Annotated in this window: 14 protein-coding genes and 1 pseudogene; 2 read left to right on the forward strand and 13 right to left on the reverse strand. The window is 65.1% G+C overall.

Annotated features, from left to right (window positions below):
- The 6 genes and pseudogenes from ACFP9U_RS06440 to ACFP9U_RS06465 all read right to left on the reverse strand — a co-directional run.
- A pseudogene (locus tag ACFP9U_RS06440) lies at positions 1-279 on the reverse strand (hypothetical protein); the annotation flags it as partial.
- 93 nt (positions 280-372) lie between these two features.
- Entirely contained in the window at positions 373-1740 is a 1368-nt protein-coding gene (locus ACFP9U_RS06445; RefSeq protein WP_378619972.1) for a lipopolysaccharide biosynthesis protein, read from the reverse strand.
- Between the two features lie 183 nt (positions 1741-1923).
- Positions 1924-2649: an HAD family hydrolase gene (locus ACFP9U_RS06450; protein ID WP_378619907.1), complete on the reverse strand. Its 726-nt coding sequence runs from the start codon at positions 2647-2649 to the stop codon at positions 1924-1926.
- Between the two features lie 6 nt (positions 2650-2655).
- On the reverse strand, positions 2656-3618 hold the full coding sequence (locus ACFP9U_RS06455; RefSeq protein WP_378619908.1) for an ATP-grasp domain-containing protein: 963 nt from the start codon (positions 3616-3618) through the stop codon (positions 2656-2658).
- A gap of 31 nt (positions 3619-3649) precedes the next feature.
- A complete protein-coding gene (locus ACFP9U_RS06460) occupies positions 3650-4864 on the reverse strand; it encodes a DegT/DnrJ/EryC1/StrS family aminotransferase (protein WP_378619973.1) in 1215 nt (404 codons plus the stop codon).
- Positions 4865-5291: 427 nt separating this feature from the next.
- The gene (locus tag ACFP9U_RS06465) at positions 5292-5780 is read right to left on the reverse strand and encodes a hypothetical protein (RefSeq protein WP_378619909.1); all 489 of its coding nucleotides are present in this window, start codon (positions 5778-5780) and stop codon (positions 5292-5294) included.
- Positions 5781-6158: 378 nt separating this feature from the next.
- Between ACFP9U_RS06465 and ACFP9U_RS06470 the strand changes: the two genes are divergently transcribed.
- Both ACFP9U_RS06470 and ACFP9U_RS06475 read left to right on the forward strand, forming a co-directional pair.
- Positions 6159-7502: a hypothetical protein gene (locus ACFP9U_RS06470; protein WP_378619910.1), complete on the forward strand. Its 1344-nt coding sequence runs from the start codon at positions 6159-6161 to the stop codon at positions 7500-7502.
- Positions 7503-7573: 71 nt separating this feature from the next.
- Positions 7574-8980: a GDSL-type esterase/lipase family protein gene (locus tag ACFP9U_RS06475; RefSeq protein ID WP_378619911.1), complete on the forward strand. Its 1407-nt coding sequence runs from the start codon at positions 7574-7576 to the stop codon at positions 8978-8980.
- A 22-nt stretch (positions 8981-9002) separates the two neighbouring features.
- Here the strand turns inward: ACFP9U_RS06475 and ACFP9U_RS06480 are convergent, their stop codons facing one another.
- From ACFP9U_RS06480 to ACFP9U_RS06510, 7 genes are all read right to left on the reverse strand, one after another.
- Complete coding sequence (locus tag ACFP9U_RS06480; RefSeq protein ID WP_378619912.1) at positions 9003-10181, reverse strand: hypothetical protein; 1179 nt, start codon at positions 10179-10181, stop codon at positions 9003-9005.
- A 223-nt stretch (positions 10182-10404) separates the two neighbouring features.
- Complete coding sequence (locus ACFP9U_RS06485) at positions 10405-12237, reverse strand: carbamoyltransferase (RefSeq protein WP_378619913.1); 1833 nt, start codon at positions 12235-12237, stop codon at positions 10405-10407.
- 13 nt (positions 12238-12250) lie between these two features.
- On the reverse strand, positions 12251-12400 hold the full coding sequence (locus ACFP9U_RS06490) for a DUF5989 family protein (RefSeq protein ID WP_322450326.1): 150 nt from the start codon (positions 12398-12400) through the stop codon (positions 12251-12253).
- 52 nt (positions 12401-12452) lie between these two features.
- The gene (locus ACFP9U_RS06495) at positions 12453-12884 is read right to left on the reverse strand and encodes an SxtJ family membrane protein (protein ID WP_378619915.1); all 432 of its coding nucleotides are present in this window, start codon (positions 12882-12884) and stop codon (positions 12453-12455) included.
- 142 nt (positions 12885-13026) lie between these two features.
- Positions 13027-13743, reverse strand: coding sequence for a PIG-L deacetylase family protein (locus ACFP9U_RS06500; RefSeq protein WP_378619917.1), 717 nt, complete (start codon positions 13741-13743; stop codon positions 13027-13029).
- Positions 13740-14657 carry a methionyl-tRNA formyltransferase gene (locus ACFP9U_RS06505; RefSeq protein WP_378619918.1) on the reverse strand — a complete coding sequence of 306 codons (918 nt, stop codon included), beginning with the start codon at positions 14655-14657 and terminating at the stop codon, positions 13740-13742. The genes ACFP9U_RS06500 and ACFP9U_RS06505 overlap by 4 nt, the downstream gene beginning before the upstream one ends.
- Positions 14654-15349, reverse strand: a complete 696-nt coding sequence (locus tag ACFP9U_RS06510; RefSeq protein WP_378619920.1) for a sugar transferase — start codon at positions 15347-15349, stop codon at positions 14654-14656. The genes ACFP9U_RS06505 and ACFP9U_RS06510 overlap by 4 nt, the downstream gene beginning before the upstream one ends.
- Positions 15350-15363 lie beyond the last annotated feature (14 nt).

The following is a 15363-nucleotide window of genomic DNA, read 5'->3' on the forward strand; positions in this document are numbered from 1 at the left end:
CCCCGCGCGCCCCGGCGGCGCTCCGGCCGGCGCCTCGACGAACGGCACGCCGCAGTCGCGCAGATAGTCTGCGAGAGGGCCGTTGATCACGTGCAGGGCCACGAGCGGCTGCACGGACCGGCGATCGAGCGCCCGGATCAGCTTGATCGCCGAAACATGGCTGCCCCCGATCTCGTCGCCGATGAACGGGAAACAGACGGAGATGGGCCGATCGGGCATGGAATTCCTCGCGGCAGCGGTGCGTCCATGAATAAGCCGGCGCAAGACCACGCCGGTCATCGTGCCGCACGATACGTGGAATGCTCCTTACCAGGAACCGCCCCTCCGTCAGGAAAATCAGCAGCTTGTGGCCGGAAATTCGCGAAGCCGCCTTTACCTTCCCTCACCCGGTCGCGGAGCCGCCTGCGGGGTGGCGTGGGACCTGAGCTCGGCGTGAAAGGCGGTCATGAGGCCGGCGAGCCAGAGGCCCGCCATCACGCCATGGGCGATGTTGGCACCCATGGCACCCAGGAGCGGGATGGCCGCAAGGGCCGTCAGATGGAAAGCCACGGCCGAGAAGACGACGATCTTCAGAACGACGGGCTGGCGCCCCATCGCCAGCAGGGCCGAGCGCACCGCGCTGCCGCTCAACAGCATTGCCACGGCGATCATCTGCACGGTTGCCAGCGGCCCCGCCGCCTCGAATGCGGGACCGGCGGTCCAGTGGAGCACCGGCCCGATCCACAGAGCGGTCGCGGCGAAAACCGCCACGCCGAAGGTCAGAAGCAACAGCTCCGTCTGGATGATCGTGCGGCGGAATTCCGTCATGGCCTGTTGCGCCCACAGCCTGGCGATGTCGGGATAGACCACCGCCTGCACCTGAACGCCGATCTGCAGGACGAGTCGGCCCAGCCGCTTGGCGACATGGTAGAGGCCGGCTGCGGGCGCGCCGGCGAGCGCACCGACAAGGAGGGTATCGAATTCCATCGTGCTCGAGCGGACCGTCAGCTCGATCTTGCTGCCGAGGGTAAAGGTCCACAGGCCTTTGAAGCGTTTGGTAATGCCCGCCAGCGGCGCCGTCAAAAGCCCTCGGACTCCCTGGCGGCGCAGTTCGATCAGCGCCAGAGTGAGGAAGAGGAGCGAGCCGGCAATCTGGCTTACCGCCCAGGCGACCACGAAATAGAACAGGCCGGCTCCCATCAGGAGTCCGATCGTACAAAGGAGAAGGCGCAGCACGGTTGCCACCAACGCGCTGTAGGCAACCAGTCTGAACCGGCCGGCCAGGCGCAGAACGGCCGTCGGAAACCCTTCGATCTGAAACAGAAGTACGGTGGCGTAGATGAGCACCTGCTGCAGGTTGCTTTCGCCGATGCCCACAAGCGGCCCGAAAAGCAGGGCGAAACCGACGGCGAGCGCATAGGCCGTTAAGGCCGCCGAGACGTCGATGAGCAAGCCGAACTTCATCAGGGCCCGATAGGCGCCCTTATCCTGATTTCCCCACTCCTCCGCGCCGTACTTGATGAGCGGCTGCCATGTCTGGAACGCGATCAGGAGCTGGATGGAGCGGGCGTAGCTGAGCGTGAGGGCGAGGATGCCGAAATCGTTCGGACCGAGCGCACGCGCCGTCACGATGAAGGCGAGCAGGCCCATCGCGGAGCCCATCATGTTTCCGGTCACCAGATGGCCGATGTTGGCGAGCCGCGCGCGCAAGGACTCCTCGTCGCGCCAGAACCTGCGGGCACGCCGGCCGATGGTCTGCATGGAGCCAGTCAAGGAAGACACCTTTTACTCCCCCACAATGCGTCCTGCCCGCGTCCGGCCGGGCTGCGCCGCCCCTTACAGGGCACGGCGGCGAGCCCTGCCCCGCAAGATACTGTAGCAGGCAAATGGCCGACTGCACCGCAACGGAAACCAGCCGGCACCTTCCCGCCGTCGGGAAAAACCCTACGGGTCCACGGAGGCCGCCGGCCGGGCATCCTCGGCCCCCCGTTGCAACCGGATAAGACAATCGTCGAGGGCGTCGAGGGTCGTGACGCGCGCATGCGCTTCGTAAGCGGCACCCGGCGCCGGCAGGCGATGGACCCGCTCGCGACGCGCGATCTGTACGGTCCACCAGCCGCGGACGCGCGGCGTCACGAAATCCTTCACCGGATTGTCGGCCACATAGACGAGCGGGAGCCGCGTCGGCGCTGCCCAGCGCTCGACCATGGCAAAGGCACGCGGATGCGGCTTTCCGAAACCCTTACCCAGCGCGCCGGTGCAGACGATGCACTCGAGAGCCTCGCCGAGTCCCAGTGCATGCACCTTCGCCCGCTGCATGGCGGTCGGCCCGTCGGTGATCATGGCGGAGGGAAACGCAGGGGAGCGCGATGCAAGATAGCGGGCCGCATCGTCGGCCAGGCGAATATCCGGCGCATGCGAGCGGTAGACGGAGACGAGGCTGGCGACGAGGGCCGGGTCCGCTCGCAAGCCGAGCATCTCCAGCGCCCGGTCGAAGACGCGCAAGCGCTCCCCGGCGAAAAAGAGAGCGCGGCAGACCGGTGCCAGCCCTTTCACGCTGCGCGCCCGGCACAGCCATGCGTCGGCCGCGGCGAAGCCGCTCAACGCGAAATCGCGCTCCAGATAAAGGGTATCGTCGAGATCGAAGACGACCAGGATCGGCGCGACCATGCCTCCTCACCCCTGGAAGACGGCCGCGTCGTAGCGCAGCATCAATGCGCCTGCGCGCCAATTGTCGTGGGCGGTAGAGGGCAAGCCGGCCACCTCTTCCAGAAGCCAGCGTGTATATTCCCCTCCCGCGTAGTGAACCAGCGGATAGCCACCGCCGAAACGCGCGTTGATGTCGAAGACGCATGGCCCGGTTCGCTCGTCCGCAATGACCTGAAAACACAGTACGCCGCGTGCCAGCGGCAGCGCTCGTGCCACTCCTTCGGCCAGACGGCGCAGCACCGGGTCACGCTCGGTCCGCCCCTTCTCCACCTCGCCGGCGCGCACGCGCAGGCGCCGGTGCGCCACCGCATTGCGCAGATCGCCTTCGCGGTCGATATACATGTTGACCGTGTATTCCGGGCCGATAAGGAGTTGCTGCAGGACCATCGGCTCCTCCGGCGCTTCGGGCAGATCCGCGGAACTGGTTGCCACCTTGATGTTGCGGCTGGCGCTGCCGCCCGAAGGCTTGAGGAACATCGGCCAAACGATCGGATAGGCGGAGGCATGCGCCGCTTCGAGCGGCACTGTCCATGGCACCGGCACGCCGGCCGCTTCCATCACCTGGGCCGTCCTCAGCTTGTCGCGGACCACTTCGATGACGCCGGGCGGGCTGACATGAACGTGGGCGCCGCTCGCTCTGAAGCGATGCGCCGCGGCCGCAAGCGGTGCCAGCTCCGGATCGATCGTCGGCACGACGAGGTTGACGCCGTTTTCACGCACGATCTCCAGCATCGTTTCCACGAATTCGGGATCGTCGCATCTCGGAACGGCAAAGGCCCGGTCGGCCACCTGACAGGCGGCACTGAACTGCGGGTCGCGATCGCAGGCGAGCACCTTAAGTTCGATGCCGATCGCCGCCGCCGATGAACGAAAACACTCGACGAGTCCGACGCGTCGCCCGGCCGACGAAACCAGAAGAGTCATGCGCATCCGTTTCGCCTCACCCCCGTCTCCGCGGTCCTCACGAAGCGAGAGCCGCACGCCTCCTGGCAATGCCCGGCGCCACCTCGGCCGTGGCCTCTTCCATGATCCCGCGCAGGGTCACGGCCGTCTTGCGCATGGCGGCCAGGCTCTGGCACGGGTCCACCAGGAAGGCCAGGCTCGTTTCACCGAGCGTGGCGGCAACCGGGAGCCGCCTTCGGGGCGCCATGCCGGATTCCCGGAACGCCTTTTCCAGGTAGATCTCCGGACAACTGCCCGTGAAGCAGGAAACGCCGAGGACGTTGAGCGCCGAAAGGATCCGGTCGCGGCTCCAGCCGGCCTTCAGCCTTTCGGGACGCACGAAGGTGTAGAAACGATACCATGCATGGCGCATATGCGGCGGCGGCAGGGGTGTCCTCAGGCCGGGCAGATCGCGCACGGCATCAATCAGGATCGCCGCGTTGGCCGCCCGTTGCGCCTGCCATTCCGGAAGGCGGTCGAGCTGCCGGAGGCCGATTGCAGCCTGAATTTCGGTCATGCGGTAATTCGAGCCAAAGCTTTCATGAAGCCAACGAAAGCCGGGCGCATGCCCCTTCTCGTGCACCACATCATAGGCTTTGCCATGATCCTTGCGGCTCCATGCCCTGGACCAGATCGCCTCATCGTCCATGGCAAGCAGGCCACCCTCGCCTCCAGTGCTGAGAATCTTGTCCTGGCAGAAGGAGAAAGCGGAGATATCGCCAAAGCTGCCGACCGGATGGCCGGCGATTGACGCGCCGTGCGCTTGAGCGCAGTCCTCGATCACCACAATGCCATGCTGGCGGGCAAGGCGCATGATCGCCGGCATGTCCGCCGGCCATCCGGCCAGGTGAACAACGATCACGGCACGGGTGCGCGGCGTCAGGACTGCAGCGATCGTGTCCGCCGTGATGGCCTGGCTCTCCGGGTCGACATCGGCAAAGACCGGCGTGGCGCCGGCCATCGGCACGCAAGCCGCCGAGGCGACGAAACTGCGCGGCGTGACCACCACCTCGTCACCCGGCTGTAGGCCGATCGCGTGCAGCGCGACGTCGAGGGCGACCGTTCCATTGGCGAGCGCGATCGCGTGACGGCGGCCGAGCAGTGCCGCGTAGGCGGCTTCGAACTCGGTCACCCGGCCGCCCGTCCAGGCATTGACCTTCCCCGAGCGCAGGACCGCGATCACGTCCCCAATCTGCTCCTCGTCGTAATGCGGCCAGCGTGTTGCGGTCGTCATGTCGCGCACCGGCTGCTGCGCGCCGGCACCATAAGGGTGCGCCCGTGCATCCTTGGCAGCCAGATTGTTGTCCATCATGACCGGCTCCTCTGTCGAACAGCGGAAAGATTCGGTGCTGTGCCTTCACACGCGCCTCCCGGGCCGGCATGTCGTATGCGTGCCCGTCCCGGGTGTGTTTCAGCTTGCATCATCCTGTGAGAACGGCCTGGACTTGCAAAGGAGCGCGAAACCCAAGCCGTGTCAGTAAAACCCCGCCGGCATTTCGGTTTTGCCGAGAGTGTCTTCGCTCGCTTGCCTCTCTCGGCACGCAAGGTTGATGGAGGCCGTTGAACAATATCCTGAAGCGGCTGGCACTACGGCGACTTTTGGCGCTTCGCCATCGGCCTTGCAGGCTGCGCCGCCGCCACAACCATAATGTCCACAAGACCTAAAGCGCGTAATACCGCCCGAGATAGAGAGGCGCCGGTTGCGACTGCGCAGGGACGCGTGCCGGCACGGGATCGTGGGCGCCGTTCCGTTCCCCCGGGGGCTCGGTTGCATGGCCGGTGCGCTGCCCCATGCCGAGGCCGAGCAGGCGGCTTCCCGCCAGGTCGACCGGAGCGATCAGCCGCGGTGCGACTCCCAGAGCACGGACCATGCCGCGGAAGGCGATCGTCGCCACGAAGATCCTCTCCGCGGCGAAAACGGCCTCTTGCACGCGCGCCGCATCGGCGGCGTCGATATAGAGGACGCCGGGTATGTCGAGGGGAAGTGTCGGAACCACCGGATCCAGGATGCGGTTGACGGCCTGCGGCGAGATGCCGTCAAGGGCGAGCACGACGAGGCCGCTCTGACTGGCCCTATAACAGGCCTCGATCAGCCCGGAGGGTATGTGGCCGTTTCTTCTGCTGATTTCCACGACGTCGCAAGTCTGCATGGTCGCCTCTGACCGGGTAACACTGCATCCGACCGCCACCTAGGCGATGCCGCCGATGGGGCGCAGGCCGAACCGAGCGTTTCACGATGCTACGGAAAAGACGGGTGCACGAACGACTAGGATCAGCCGCGCCTGGCGTCAGGTTTTTCCTTTTTGCAAGGGCAGCATGCATGGGTTTCACTAGACTCGACCAAGACGACTTTGGGCGACTTCGGCCCTCGGGGATGCGCGAGGTCACCATCACCGATCAGCGGCGAGCAACCTCAGCGGCGGTTTTTCATGCGATGGCTCCTGGTTCCAATCGTTCTGGCCGGTTTGACGCAGCCTTGCTGGTCCCAGCCAACCACGGACGATCTTGCCGCGCGCGCGCAGGAACACATGCTGAGGGCGGCAACCTTCTTCCGTGACCGGGTCGCGCGCCACGGCAGCTACGTCTGGGAGGTCTCGACGGACCTTTCCTGGCGGTCGGGTGAAGGGGTCACCACCGAGACGCAGGGCTGGCTTCAGCCGCCGGGCACGCCGGCGGTGGGCCGGGCCTATCTCGCCGCGTTCCATGCGACGGGCGAGCGGCCCTATCTCGATGCGGCAATCGAGACGGCCGAGGCGCTCGTGGAGACGCAGCTCGAATCCGGTGGCTGGTGGGCGCTGCTCGAATTCGATCCTGCCGCGCGGCAATCCTGGTGCTATCGCGCCAATCGCGCCCAACGCCCGCCCTGCACGGCAATCGACGGCAACAAGGAACGCGACGCCACGATCCTTGACGACAACATGTCCCAGAGTGCGCTTGCCTTCCTGATGCTGGTCGACGAGACGCTGGAAGGTGGCCACGAGCGTGTCCATGAGGCCGTGGTCTACGGCCTCGGCGCTTTCATCGCCATGCAGCATCCCAACGGTGCCTGGCCGGTCCGCTCCGACCGGCGGGTGGCGGATGAGCTGACGGTGTCGGCGTGGCAGGCACGCATGCCGGAGAGCTGGCCGCGGGAATATGTCGAACCGGAGGGAGAGGTCTATATCCTCAACGACCACCTCCAGCGCGACGTCATCCGCATGTTCGTGCTCGCCCATCGTCTCTATGGGGAGCCGGAGTACCTTGCCGCGGCGCGGCGCGGCGGCGAGTTTCTGCTGCGCGCACAACTGCCCGATCCGCAGCCCGGATGGGCGCAGACCTACAATGCCGATCTGGAGCCGATCTGGGGGCGCCGGTTCGAGCCGCCGGCGATCGCCTCCAACGAGACGGCAGGCGCGGTCGATGCACTCATCGATCTTCATAGAGTAACCGGCGAGCGCCGCTATCTCGCGGGCGCGCGGAAAGCCGCCGCATGGCTGCGCGCCGTCCGCCTTCCCGACGGCGACTGGGCACGGTTCTACGAGCTCGGGACCGACAGGCCGCTCTATCTCGATACCGACTACAGGCTCACCTACGCGGCGGATGATGCTCCCGATCACTACAGCTTCAAGGCCGGGTTCGACATCGCCCCCGTGCTTGCGCGCCTGGACGCAGCAGGCAAGGACGAAAAGCCTCGCGACGTCCCGATGGAGGCGGAGATCGAACAAATCCTCGCCACGATCGACCGGGAGGGGCGCTGGGTCGAGGATGGGAAGATCAGTTCCGCCGTTTTCATCGAACATCTGGAACGGCTCGCCGGTTTCGTCGCGCACGCGGCAGGCCGCACCATTCCGGATCGCACCAAGCTTTTGCCGCTGCCGAAGGCAGAACGGTAGTTCTCCTGTTTCCGGGCGGCGAACCGCAAAGTTGCGGACCCGTCGACCGGCCCAGGCGCAGCGAGGGAAGAATGCCAGAAACCGAAGATCACCAGGGAAAGAGCCGACTTTCCTTTGCGGCCTGCATGCTCGTCGCATTCTACCTGCTGGGAAGCACGTTATATGCGCTGCTGCATTTCGACCACTATGCCTCGGCCACCCCGCAGTTTTTGCGCTATGTTCTCGTACCCGGGCTTCTGGGGATGGGCATTCTGGCGATCGCCCTGTTTGCAAGACCGCGATGGACAAGGCCGGTCGGCATTTACAGCGTGAGCCTGCTTGCCGGGCTGTTTCTCTTCGAGGGGTTCCTGACGGCGCGTCAGCTGTCGGTGCACTTCACGATGCTCGGCCGCCTCGACGAGGACCAGCGTGCGATGTTGTCGCACGAGGACGATTTCATCCGTGGCTTCACCCTGCGGCGGCTCAACATTCTTGCCGGCGTGGACAGCCTGCCGGAAACGATGCTGGCCGGCTTCCCCGGTTCGACGACGCTTCTGTGCACCCCACCCGGGCAGGTCATCACCTACAAGGCCGACCGCTACGGCTTCAACAATCCGAATACGGTCTATGATGCCCCGATCGACGTGTTGCTTCTCGGCGATTCCTTCGTGGAGGGCTTCTGTCTCAAACCGGGCGATGACCTGGCTTCGCAACTGCGCCGGCGCGGTCCGAATACCGTGAGCATGGGAATACGCGGCAACGGCCCCTTGATCGAGCTTGCCACGCTCGGCCGCTACGGTCCGCTGCTGCGACCGAGGAATGTCGTGATGGCGTTTTTCGAGGGCAACGACTGGGAAAACCTCGAATACTCGCTGATGCAACCCTGGCTCAGGGCCGCGCTCCGGCCGAACGCCCGTTTCGGCGCGCCGTCAGGCGCGACCGAGACCGTCGACAAGGCCCGCGCCATCCTCGAACGGATCGATGAGGACGAGGTCACGATGGCGGACCTGGTCGCGCAGAAGTCGTTCCTGCGCAATTTCGCCGCTCTGCAGATGACCGGGACATCGCTGGGGCTTCTCTATCCGAAGATCTCGGGCGATATCCCCGAGTTTCGGCAAACGCTGCGGCGCGCCAGAGAGATCGCCGAGAGCTGGGGCGGCTGCTTTTCCCTCATGTACATACCGCGCATCGACCGGTATGTCGGCCTCTTCCCGTCGGACGCGGCTTTCGACGACCTGCGTGCAAAGGTCCTCGATGCGGCCGCTCTGGAGGGGATCGATGTCATCGATCTCAGTCCGGTTCTCCGCAACCACCCGACGCCGGCGCAGATGTATGCTCCGGATGCCCACTTCAGCCGCGCGGGTGCCATGCTCGCCGCCGAAACCATTGCTCGATCGCTGGAGGCGGGGCAGAGCCTTCGCAAGTCCAGGGGCTGCACCGCCGAAACGCCATCCGCGCGCATTTTCTCACATGCCGGCCATCTGGAATCCGGCAGGTGAAGGAGAAGACACCGGCTCGGGATCAGATAGGTCTTACCCAATCGAGATAGTCTTCCGTGAGAGCGCAGTCCGGCACGATGGCGGGCTGCTGGACGAAGGTCCGCCGTGACCTCACGTCGCTCGATTTTCCCTGCCAGTCTTGCCAAAGCCATTGGTCGAGCGCTTCGGCGAGGAGGAAGTGGCCATAGGCGGTCAAATGTTTGTCGATGACGCCGAAAGTGAGATCGGGATCGGCGCGCGCCAAACCGGGCGTGGCGTCGAGAAGATGGGCGTTCGGTACGTCCTCGACGAAGGCGCGCAGCATTTCGCGCTGGCGCTCTGGCGCCATGCCGTCGTCGCGGCCGACGATTTCGGGCCAGCCGGGGATGACCAAAAGCAGCAGATCGGCCTTGTTGGCCGCAGCTTCCGCCGCCAGCCCCGCAAGAAGCCGCCGTGTCAGGTCCAGGGCGTTGTCGATGTCGCGGCGGGCATCCCAGTTTTGGACCGAGGCGCGAAAGGTTGCATCGTAGACAATGCGATAGAGGCTGCTCGCCTGCCAGAGGAACTGGTGCACCCTCAGAAGCAGCAGCGTGCCCTCGGTCGTCTTGGCCGTGACCTTTGCGAAATCCACCTCAAAGCCGTCGCCGACCCGTCTGGTGCGTTCGACATTGTCGTCCAGATCGTTGGGAAGGGTGATCTGCTGGATGACCAGCCGATGGGGTATTTCGGCACCCTTGTCCTGATAGATCCTCAGCGTGTTCGCCTGGCCATAGCCGCCGACGCCGTAGATGTGGAAGCCCATATCGGGATGCCACTGGTTGATGAGGCTTCCGTAGCTTTCATATTCGTTGACCAGCGTTCCCCGAGTCATGGAATCGCCCAGGACGATCACCCGCTCGCCCGAATGCCTTTGATTGTCGCGAAAGCCTTCCTCGTTGATGTGTACGTAATACCAGGGATCGCGCGGGCTGTTGCGCTCGAAATAGCTCGCGCCCGGCGTTTCCGTATGCCCGAACCGCGGATGCTCCACATGCCGGGTGGAAGGCGAACAGAAGATGTACTCGCCTTCATTGGCCTGGACCTGAAGCCCGGGAAAGGCCGCAAGAAGGGCTTCGAAGAACCCGACAGTGACAGCGACGGAAAGAGATAGAAGACCAAGGGTCCCGGCGATTTTGGCGCCCTTTATCCTCGTTCCACGGCTGGCACGGCCGGTGCTTTCCATTCCGGAATCAGCTTCCGCCAACGGCAGATCGCCGGATGAAGCCCCCGCACCACTCAGAGCGGCGGAAGGCACCTCCGGGCGCTTGCGCCAACGGGGGACCGCGCCGTTTGCCCCTCCACATCTTTTGCCCATCCCGCACCTCCCACCCGGCCAGCGCGACCGGCAGCGGTCGTTCGGACAATCCCTACCCGCGCCGACGGCTGCACGCTGATCATGATCCGTATCAATCCAGCTCGAACTCTTCCTTGTAGTCCTTCCTGAGCGCCACAGGCTGGTCCTCCTTGCGCAGGATGGCGTTGCCGATTACCAGCCGTTCGATGTCGGTCCCCATGAAGCAGCGGTAAGCGTCTTCCGGCGAACAGACGATCGGCTCGCCCCGGACATTGAAACTCGTATTGACCAGCACCGGACAGCCTGTGCGCTCCTTGAAGGCCGTCAACAGGTCCCAGTAGCGTTGGTTCGTTTCCCGGTGCACCGTCTGGACCCGGGCTGAATAATCCACATGGGTGACTGCCGGTATGTCCGAGCGCGGCACGTTCAGGCGCTCGATGCCAAACAACTCCTCCTCATCCAGATTGGGCCGCACGCGCTTTTCGTCGCATACATCGGCGACCAGCAGCATATAGGGGCTGTCGGCCGACATCTCGAACCATTCGGAGACGTCCTCACGCCGGACCGACGGGGCGAAGGGGCGGAAGCTCTCCCGGTACTTGACCTTCAGATTGAGCGTCTTCTGCATCCTCGGCGAACGCGGATCGCCCAGGATGGAGCGGTTGCCGAGGGCACGCGGGCCGAATTCCATCCGCCCCTGCATCCAGCCGACGGCCTTTTCCTCCGTGAGTGCATCGACCGTCGTCGCTATCAGCTCGGAATCGGGCATTACTCCGTAGACGGCGCCGGCAGCAGTGAGGCGTTGCTCGATTTCGGCCTGCGAATAGGCCGGTCCGAGATAGGCGCCTTCCATCAGGTCGCCACCATTGGGGGTACGCTCGCTGTCGAGATACTGATGCCACACGGCCAAGGCGGCACCGACCGCACCGCCGGCATCGCCGGCGGCCGGCTGGATCCAGACGTCGTCGAAAACGCCTTCTTTCAGCACCTTGCCGTTGGCGACGCAGTTGAGCGCCACGCCACCGGCCAGGCACAGCTGGCGCTCGGCCGTTTCCCGCCGTGCAAAGCGCGCCAGCCGCAGAACGGCCTCCTCGGTGACCGCCTGGATGGAGGCGGCCAGGTCCATCTCGCGCTGGGTCATCGGCGATTCCGGCTTGCGCGGCTCACCGCCGAAGAGCTCGTTGAAGGCCGGCGAGGTCATCGTCAGGCCCGTGCAGTAGTCGAAATAGCGCTGGTCGAGCCAGAAGGATCCGTCCTCCTTGAGATCGATGAGGTGATCGAGGATCGTCTGCGCGTATCGCGGCCGGCCATAGGGCGCCAGGCCCATGATCTTATATTCGCCGGAATTGACCTTGAATCCCGTGTAGTAGGTGAAGGCCGAATAGAGCAGCCCGAGCGAGTGCGGGAAATGGATCTCCTTCAAAAGGTCCAGGCGCTTCCCGTGGCCGTGGCCGAGCGAGGTGGTGCACCATTCTCCCACCCCGTCCATGGTGAGCACGGCAGCGCTCTTGTACGGCGAGGCGAAGAAGGCGCTGGCAGCGTGGGCCACGTGATGCTCGCTGAACAGGAGCGAGCCGTCCCATCGCTTTCTCCCGGCGATCTCGCCGAGTCTGCGCCGCAGCCCCGACTTCTGGAACAGCTTCTCCTTCACCCAGACGGGAATGGCGGCGCGGAAAGAGCGAAAGCCGCCGGGCACCGTCGCCAGATAGGTTTCGAGCAGCCTTTCGAATTTCAGAAACGGCTTGTCGTAGAAGGCGACGTGGTCGATATCATCCATCGTGCACCCGGCCTCGGCCAGGCAATACCGCACGGCATTCGCCGGAAAATCCGGGTCGTGCTTGCGGCGCGTGAAGCGCTCCTCCTGCGCCGCCGCGACGATCTGCCCGTCCTGGATCAGCGCGGCGGCACTGTCGTGGTAGAATGCGGAAATTCCGAGAATGCGCACGGCTCACACCCCGTCAAAACAAGGTGTAGATAAAGGGCGCAACGGCCGTGCCCTGTGTCAGCACGATCAGCCCGCCGAACACGCCGAGCATGACGAAGATGGGCAGCAACCAGAATTTCTTGCGATCGGACATATAGGTCCACAGTTCACGCACCAGTTCCATTTTCCAACCTTCCTCACCGATTGCCCGGCGACGGACGCTCTGTCCGCCGCGTTCAAAATTGATTGCGCATCGTCTTGGCATCGACTTGCGAAGGCGAGCGCGAGATCCAGTAGCTGTCGCGTGCCCTGCCGGCCTTGTAGGCAAGCGGGTCATACCCCCTCCATTGCTGGATCAGCCCGATCGGCACAAAGGTGGTGATATAGATGGCCAGCATGATCACGGGATTGACGATCTTGAACAAAAGCAGCCCGAGCGCCATCCAGAGCCGATTGGGGCGTTCCAGGACTGCCGGCGCCACCGCAGCGAAAAAGACCAGAATGGCACCGACGAGCGTCAGGCTCGTCGTCAGGACGGTGAAATAGCCCACGAACCAGAGCCTGACGGCCGCAAACGCCAGAAGTATACCGCCTACGGTATAGCCGAACCCACGGTTGGACGGGCCCTCCACCTTCTCTTCGAGGTGCCTCTCGTGGGGTGCCACCATCTGCCTCTCCCTGCTGAAAATGCCCTTTTGCCGCCCTCACCTTGCGAGCACAGCCGATCGCGTGCCGGCCTACGGCCGTGTCACGCCATCCTGTGGTAACGTGCGTACACTGCAAAGGCGCGTGGAGCCCGAACCATGTCAGTTAAACCCCTGCAACGGTTTCGGATTTTGCGCATTGAACGACCTGACGGACGAGGACGAAGGCCTCCGCCGCGTCCACGTGCACCGTGGCGCCACGCAAGAGCGCCAAGGCCCGAAGAGCTTCCCGCGACCGCTCGTGCGGGAATGCCTTCAACTGAGTCTCGAACAGGCCCATGGCCTCAAGCTTCAGTGACAGCGTTTCACCGACGTCGATGAACACGTTGGGATGGAAGCCCGGCGTGAGATAGGGCGCATTCCAATTGGTCTCCGACAACGTCTCGTAGGCGAGGATCATCCGCGGGTACTCCGGCTGATGCGGTCGCGCCGCCACGAGCGCGGAGGCGAAGGCCAACTGGTGATCGCGGTGGATGTCGCCGCAAAACGGAAGGAGGAGCGTCGTCGGCCGCACCTGCTCGAAGAGCGCCTGCAGCGCGGTGTTGAGTTCCGAATGGGGGGTCTCTGAAAGCGCGGCGGCCGGAAAGTCGAGCCAGAAGGACCTTCGCACGCCGAGCAACGCATGTGCCTGCTCTGCCTCGGCGCGCACCGTCGCTGCCTGGACGGGCGAAAACGCCGGAGGACGCCCCGCCGTCACGACCGCCACGAACACATCCTGCCCGGCACGGGCAAGCCTGGCGATGGTGCCGCCGGCGCCGAGGATTTCGTCGTCGGGATGCGGCGCAACCACCAGAGTGCGCCCGAAGGCCAGCGGATCCGTCATGACGCTTCCATCCCCAGCTTGGCATGCAGGCGCGGCCGTTGCGCCTCCCCGTCCAGCCGCCAGGCGGTGACGTGGAGGCAGCCGGTGTCGCCGCAGCGCACGACGAAGCCACACGGCGTGTCGCTGACGACCTGGCCGGGCAGCCCGATGAAGCGATGGGAATCGGCGAACGGCTCGGCCGCATCGATGATGAGTTTGCGCATCTTGTAGGCTGTGAAGGCACCCGGATAGGGATCGCCGACGGCGCGGATGAGGCGCAGCGCGCTGGATGCCGGAAGGCGCCAATCGATCCGCCCGTCCTCGGATGTCCGCTTGGCGCAATAGGTGGCGCGGGCGTGATCCTGCTCGATCCGCGGCGCCGTTCCGGCGCGGACGAGTTCGACCGCCTTGGGCAGCATGCGCGCAAGGGCGCCGGTCTGCTTGATGTAGAGCGTGCGCGCGGTTTCGTTCTCGGCCACGTCGATGGATTCCTGGAGGAGTAGCGGGCCGGAATCAACGCCCTCATCGAGCCAGAACAGCGAGGCCGCCGTCGTGGTCTCGCCCAAAAGGATCGTCCAGGGAATGACCGCCCGCCCGCGCATGCGCGGCAGCGGGGCCGGATGGAAGCCGACCGCGCCGATGCGGGCGCTGGCGCGGAACGCCGGCCCGCAGATCTGCGACCAGCCGATCACCAGCGCCAGATCCGTGTCGAAGGCACGCAGCGCCTCGATGACGGGTGGGGCGTTCACGTCCGTGGTGAAAAGAAGCGCGCTGCCGCAATCCCTCGCCAGGGGCGTAAGGTCGACATAGTCGGAATGGCGGTGCGCGGCCTCGGGCGGCAAGGTAACCACGAGACCGGGTGCCATGCCGGCGCGGGCGAGCGCCTCCAAGGCCACAGCGGACCCTTCAACGGCGCCGATGAATGCCGTTCTCACGTTTCCCCTCCCCCTGCCGTCCGGGCGCTGCGGTTGGCGGACATCGACCGGGCGGCCAGTCGCTCGCGCGCCATTGCCAGTTGCCGCTCGCCGACGCGTTCGCCGCGCAGCAGCGTCACCAGCGTGAGAACCAGGATCCAGGCGTCCAGCAACCGCGACCGGTTTTCGATATACCAGATGTCGAGTGCCAGCTTGTCCGTGTCCGAAAGCCGGGTGTTGCCGTTGACCTGTGCCCATCCGGTCAGGCCCGGCCGCACCTGGTTGCGCAACACGCCCAGCGGGCCGAACTGCGCCACCGTCCAGGGTTGCAAGGGCCGCGGGCCGATGAAATTCATGTGGCCGTTGAGGATTGCAAGCAACTGCGGGATCTCGTCGAGGCGCAGGAGGCGGACGAGACGCGTGATCGCCGTCTCACGCATGCGATCGGGCAGGAGTTGGCCTTCGCTATCGCGCAGATCCTTCATGGTGCGGAACTTGACCACCGTGAAGGTGCGCCCCTCCAGCCCGGTGCGAAGCTGGCGAAACAGCAGTGGGCGACCGAGCGAGGCCCAGACGAGAAGCGCCGTCAGTGCAGCGGGTATCGCGGCGACCCCCAGGGCCATGAGCGCCATCCCGCGCCTGCCCCATTCACCGGGACTCGACCACCCTTTCGCGGCGACCGTCTGTTTGTCGATCCTGGCAATCTCGGTCACGGTTCGCTCCTCGT

It is taken from the genome of Nitratireductor sp. GCM10026969 (genome assembly GCF_042660605.1).
In the GTDB taxonomy this organism is placed as follows: Bacteria; Pseudomonadota; Alphaproteobacteria; order Rhizobiales; family Rhizobiaceae; genus Chelativorans.

Bases quoted from the DNA above. Each gene is read 5' to 3' on its own strand.
- ACFP9U_RS06445 (WP_378619972.1), bottom strand. From the start codon at position 1,740: ATGCAGACCATCGGCCGGCGTGCCCGCAGGTTCTGGCGCGACGAGGAG.
- ACFP9U_RS06450 (WP_378619907.1), bottom strand. From the start codon at position 2,649: ATGGTCGCGCCGATCCTGGTCGTCTTCGATCTCGACGATACCCTTTAT.
- ACFP9U_RS06455 (WP_378619908.1), bottom strand. From the start codon at position 3,618: ATGCGCATGACTCTTCTGGTTTCGTCGGCCGGGCGACGCGTCGGACTC.
- ACFP9U_RS06460 (WP_378619973.1), bottom strand. From the start codon at position 4,864: ATGACGACCGCAACACGCTGGCCGCATTACGACGAGGAGCAGATTGGG.
- ACFP9U_RS06465 (WP_378619909.1), bottom strand. From the start codon at position 5,780: ATGCAGACTTGCGACGTCGTGGAAATCAGCAGAAGAAACGGCCACATA.
- ACFP9U_RS06470 (WP_378619910.1), top strand. From the start codon at position 6,159: ATGCTGAGGGCGGCAACCTTCTTCCGTGACCGGGTCGCGCGCCACGGC.
- ACFP9U_RS06475 (WP_378619911.1), top strand. From the start codon at position 7,574: ATGCCAGAAACCGAAGATCACCAGGGAAAGAGCCGACTTTCCTTTGCG.
- ACFP9U_RS06480 (WP_378619912.1), bottom strand. From the start codon at position 10,181: ATGGAAAGCACCGGCCGTGCCAGCCGTGGAACGAGGATAAAGGGCGCC.
- ACFP9U_RS06490 (WP_322450326.1), bottom strand. From the start codon at position 12,400: ATGGAACTGGTGCGTGAACTGTGGACCTATATGTCCGATCGCAAGAAA.
- ACFP9U_RS06495 (WP_378619915.1), bottom strand. From the start codon at position 12,884: ATGGTGGCACCCCACGAGAGGCACCTCGAAGAGAAGGTGGAGGGCCCG.
- ACFP9U_RS06500 (WP_378619917.1), bottom strand. From the start codon at position 13,743: ATGACGGATCCGCTGGCCTTCGGGCGCACTCTGGTGGTTGCGCCGCAT.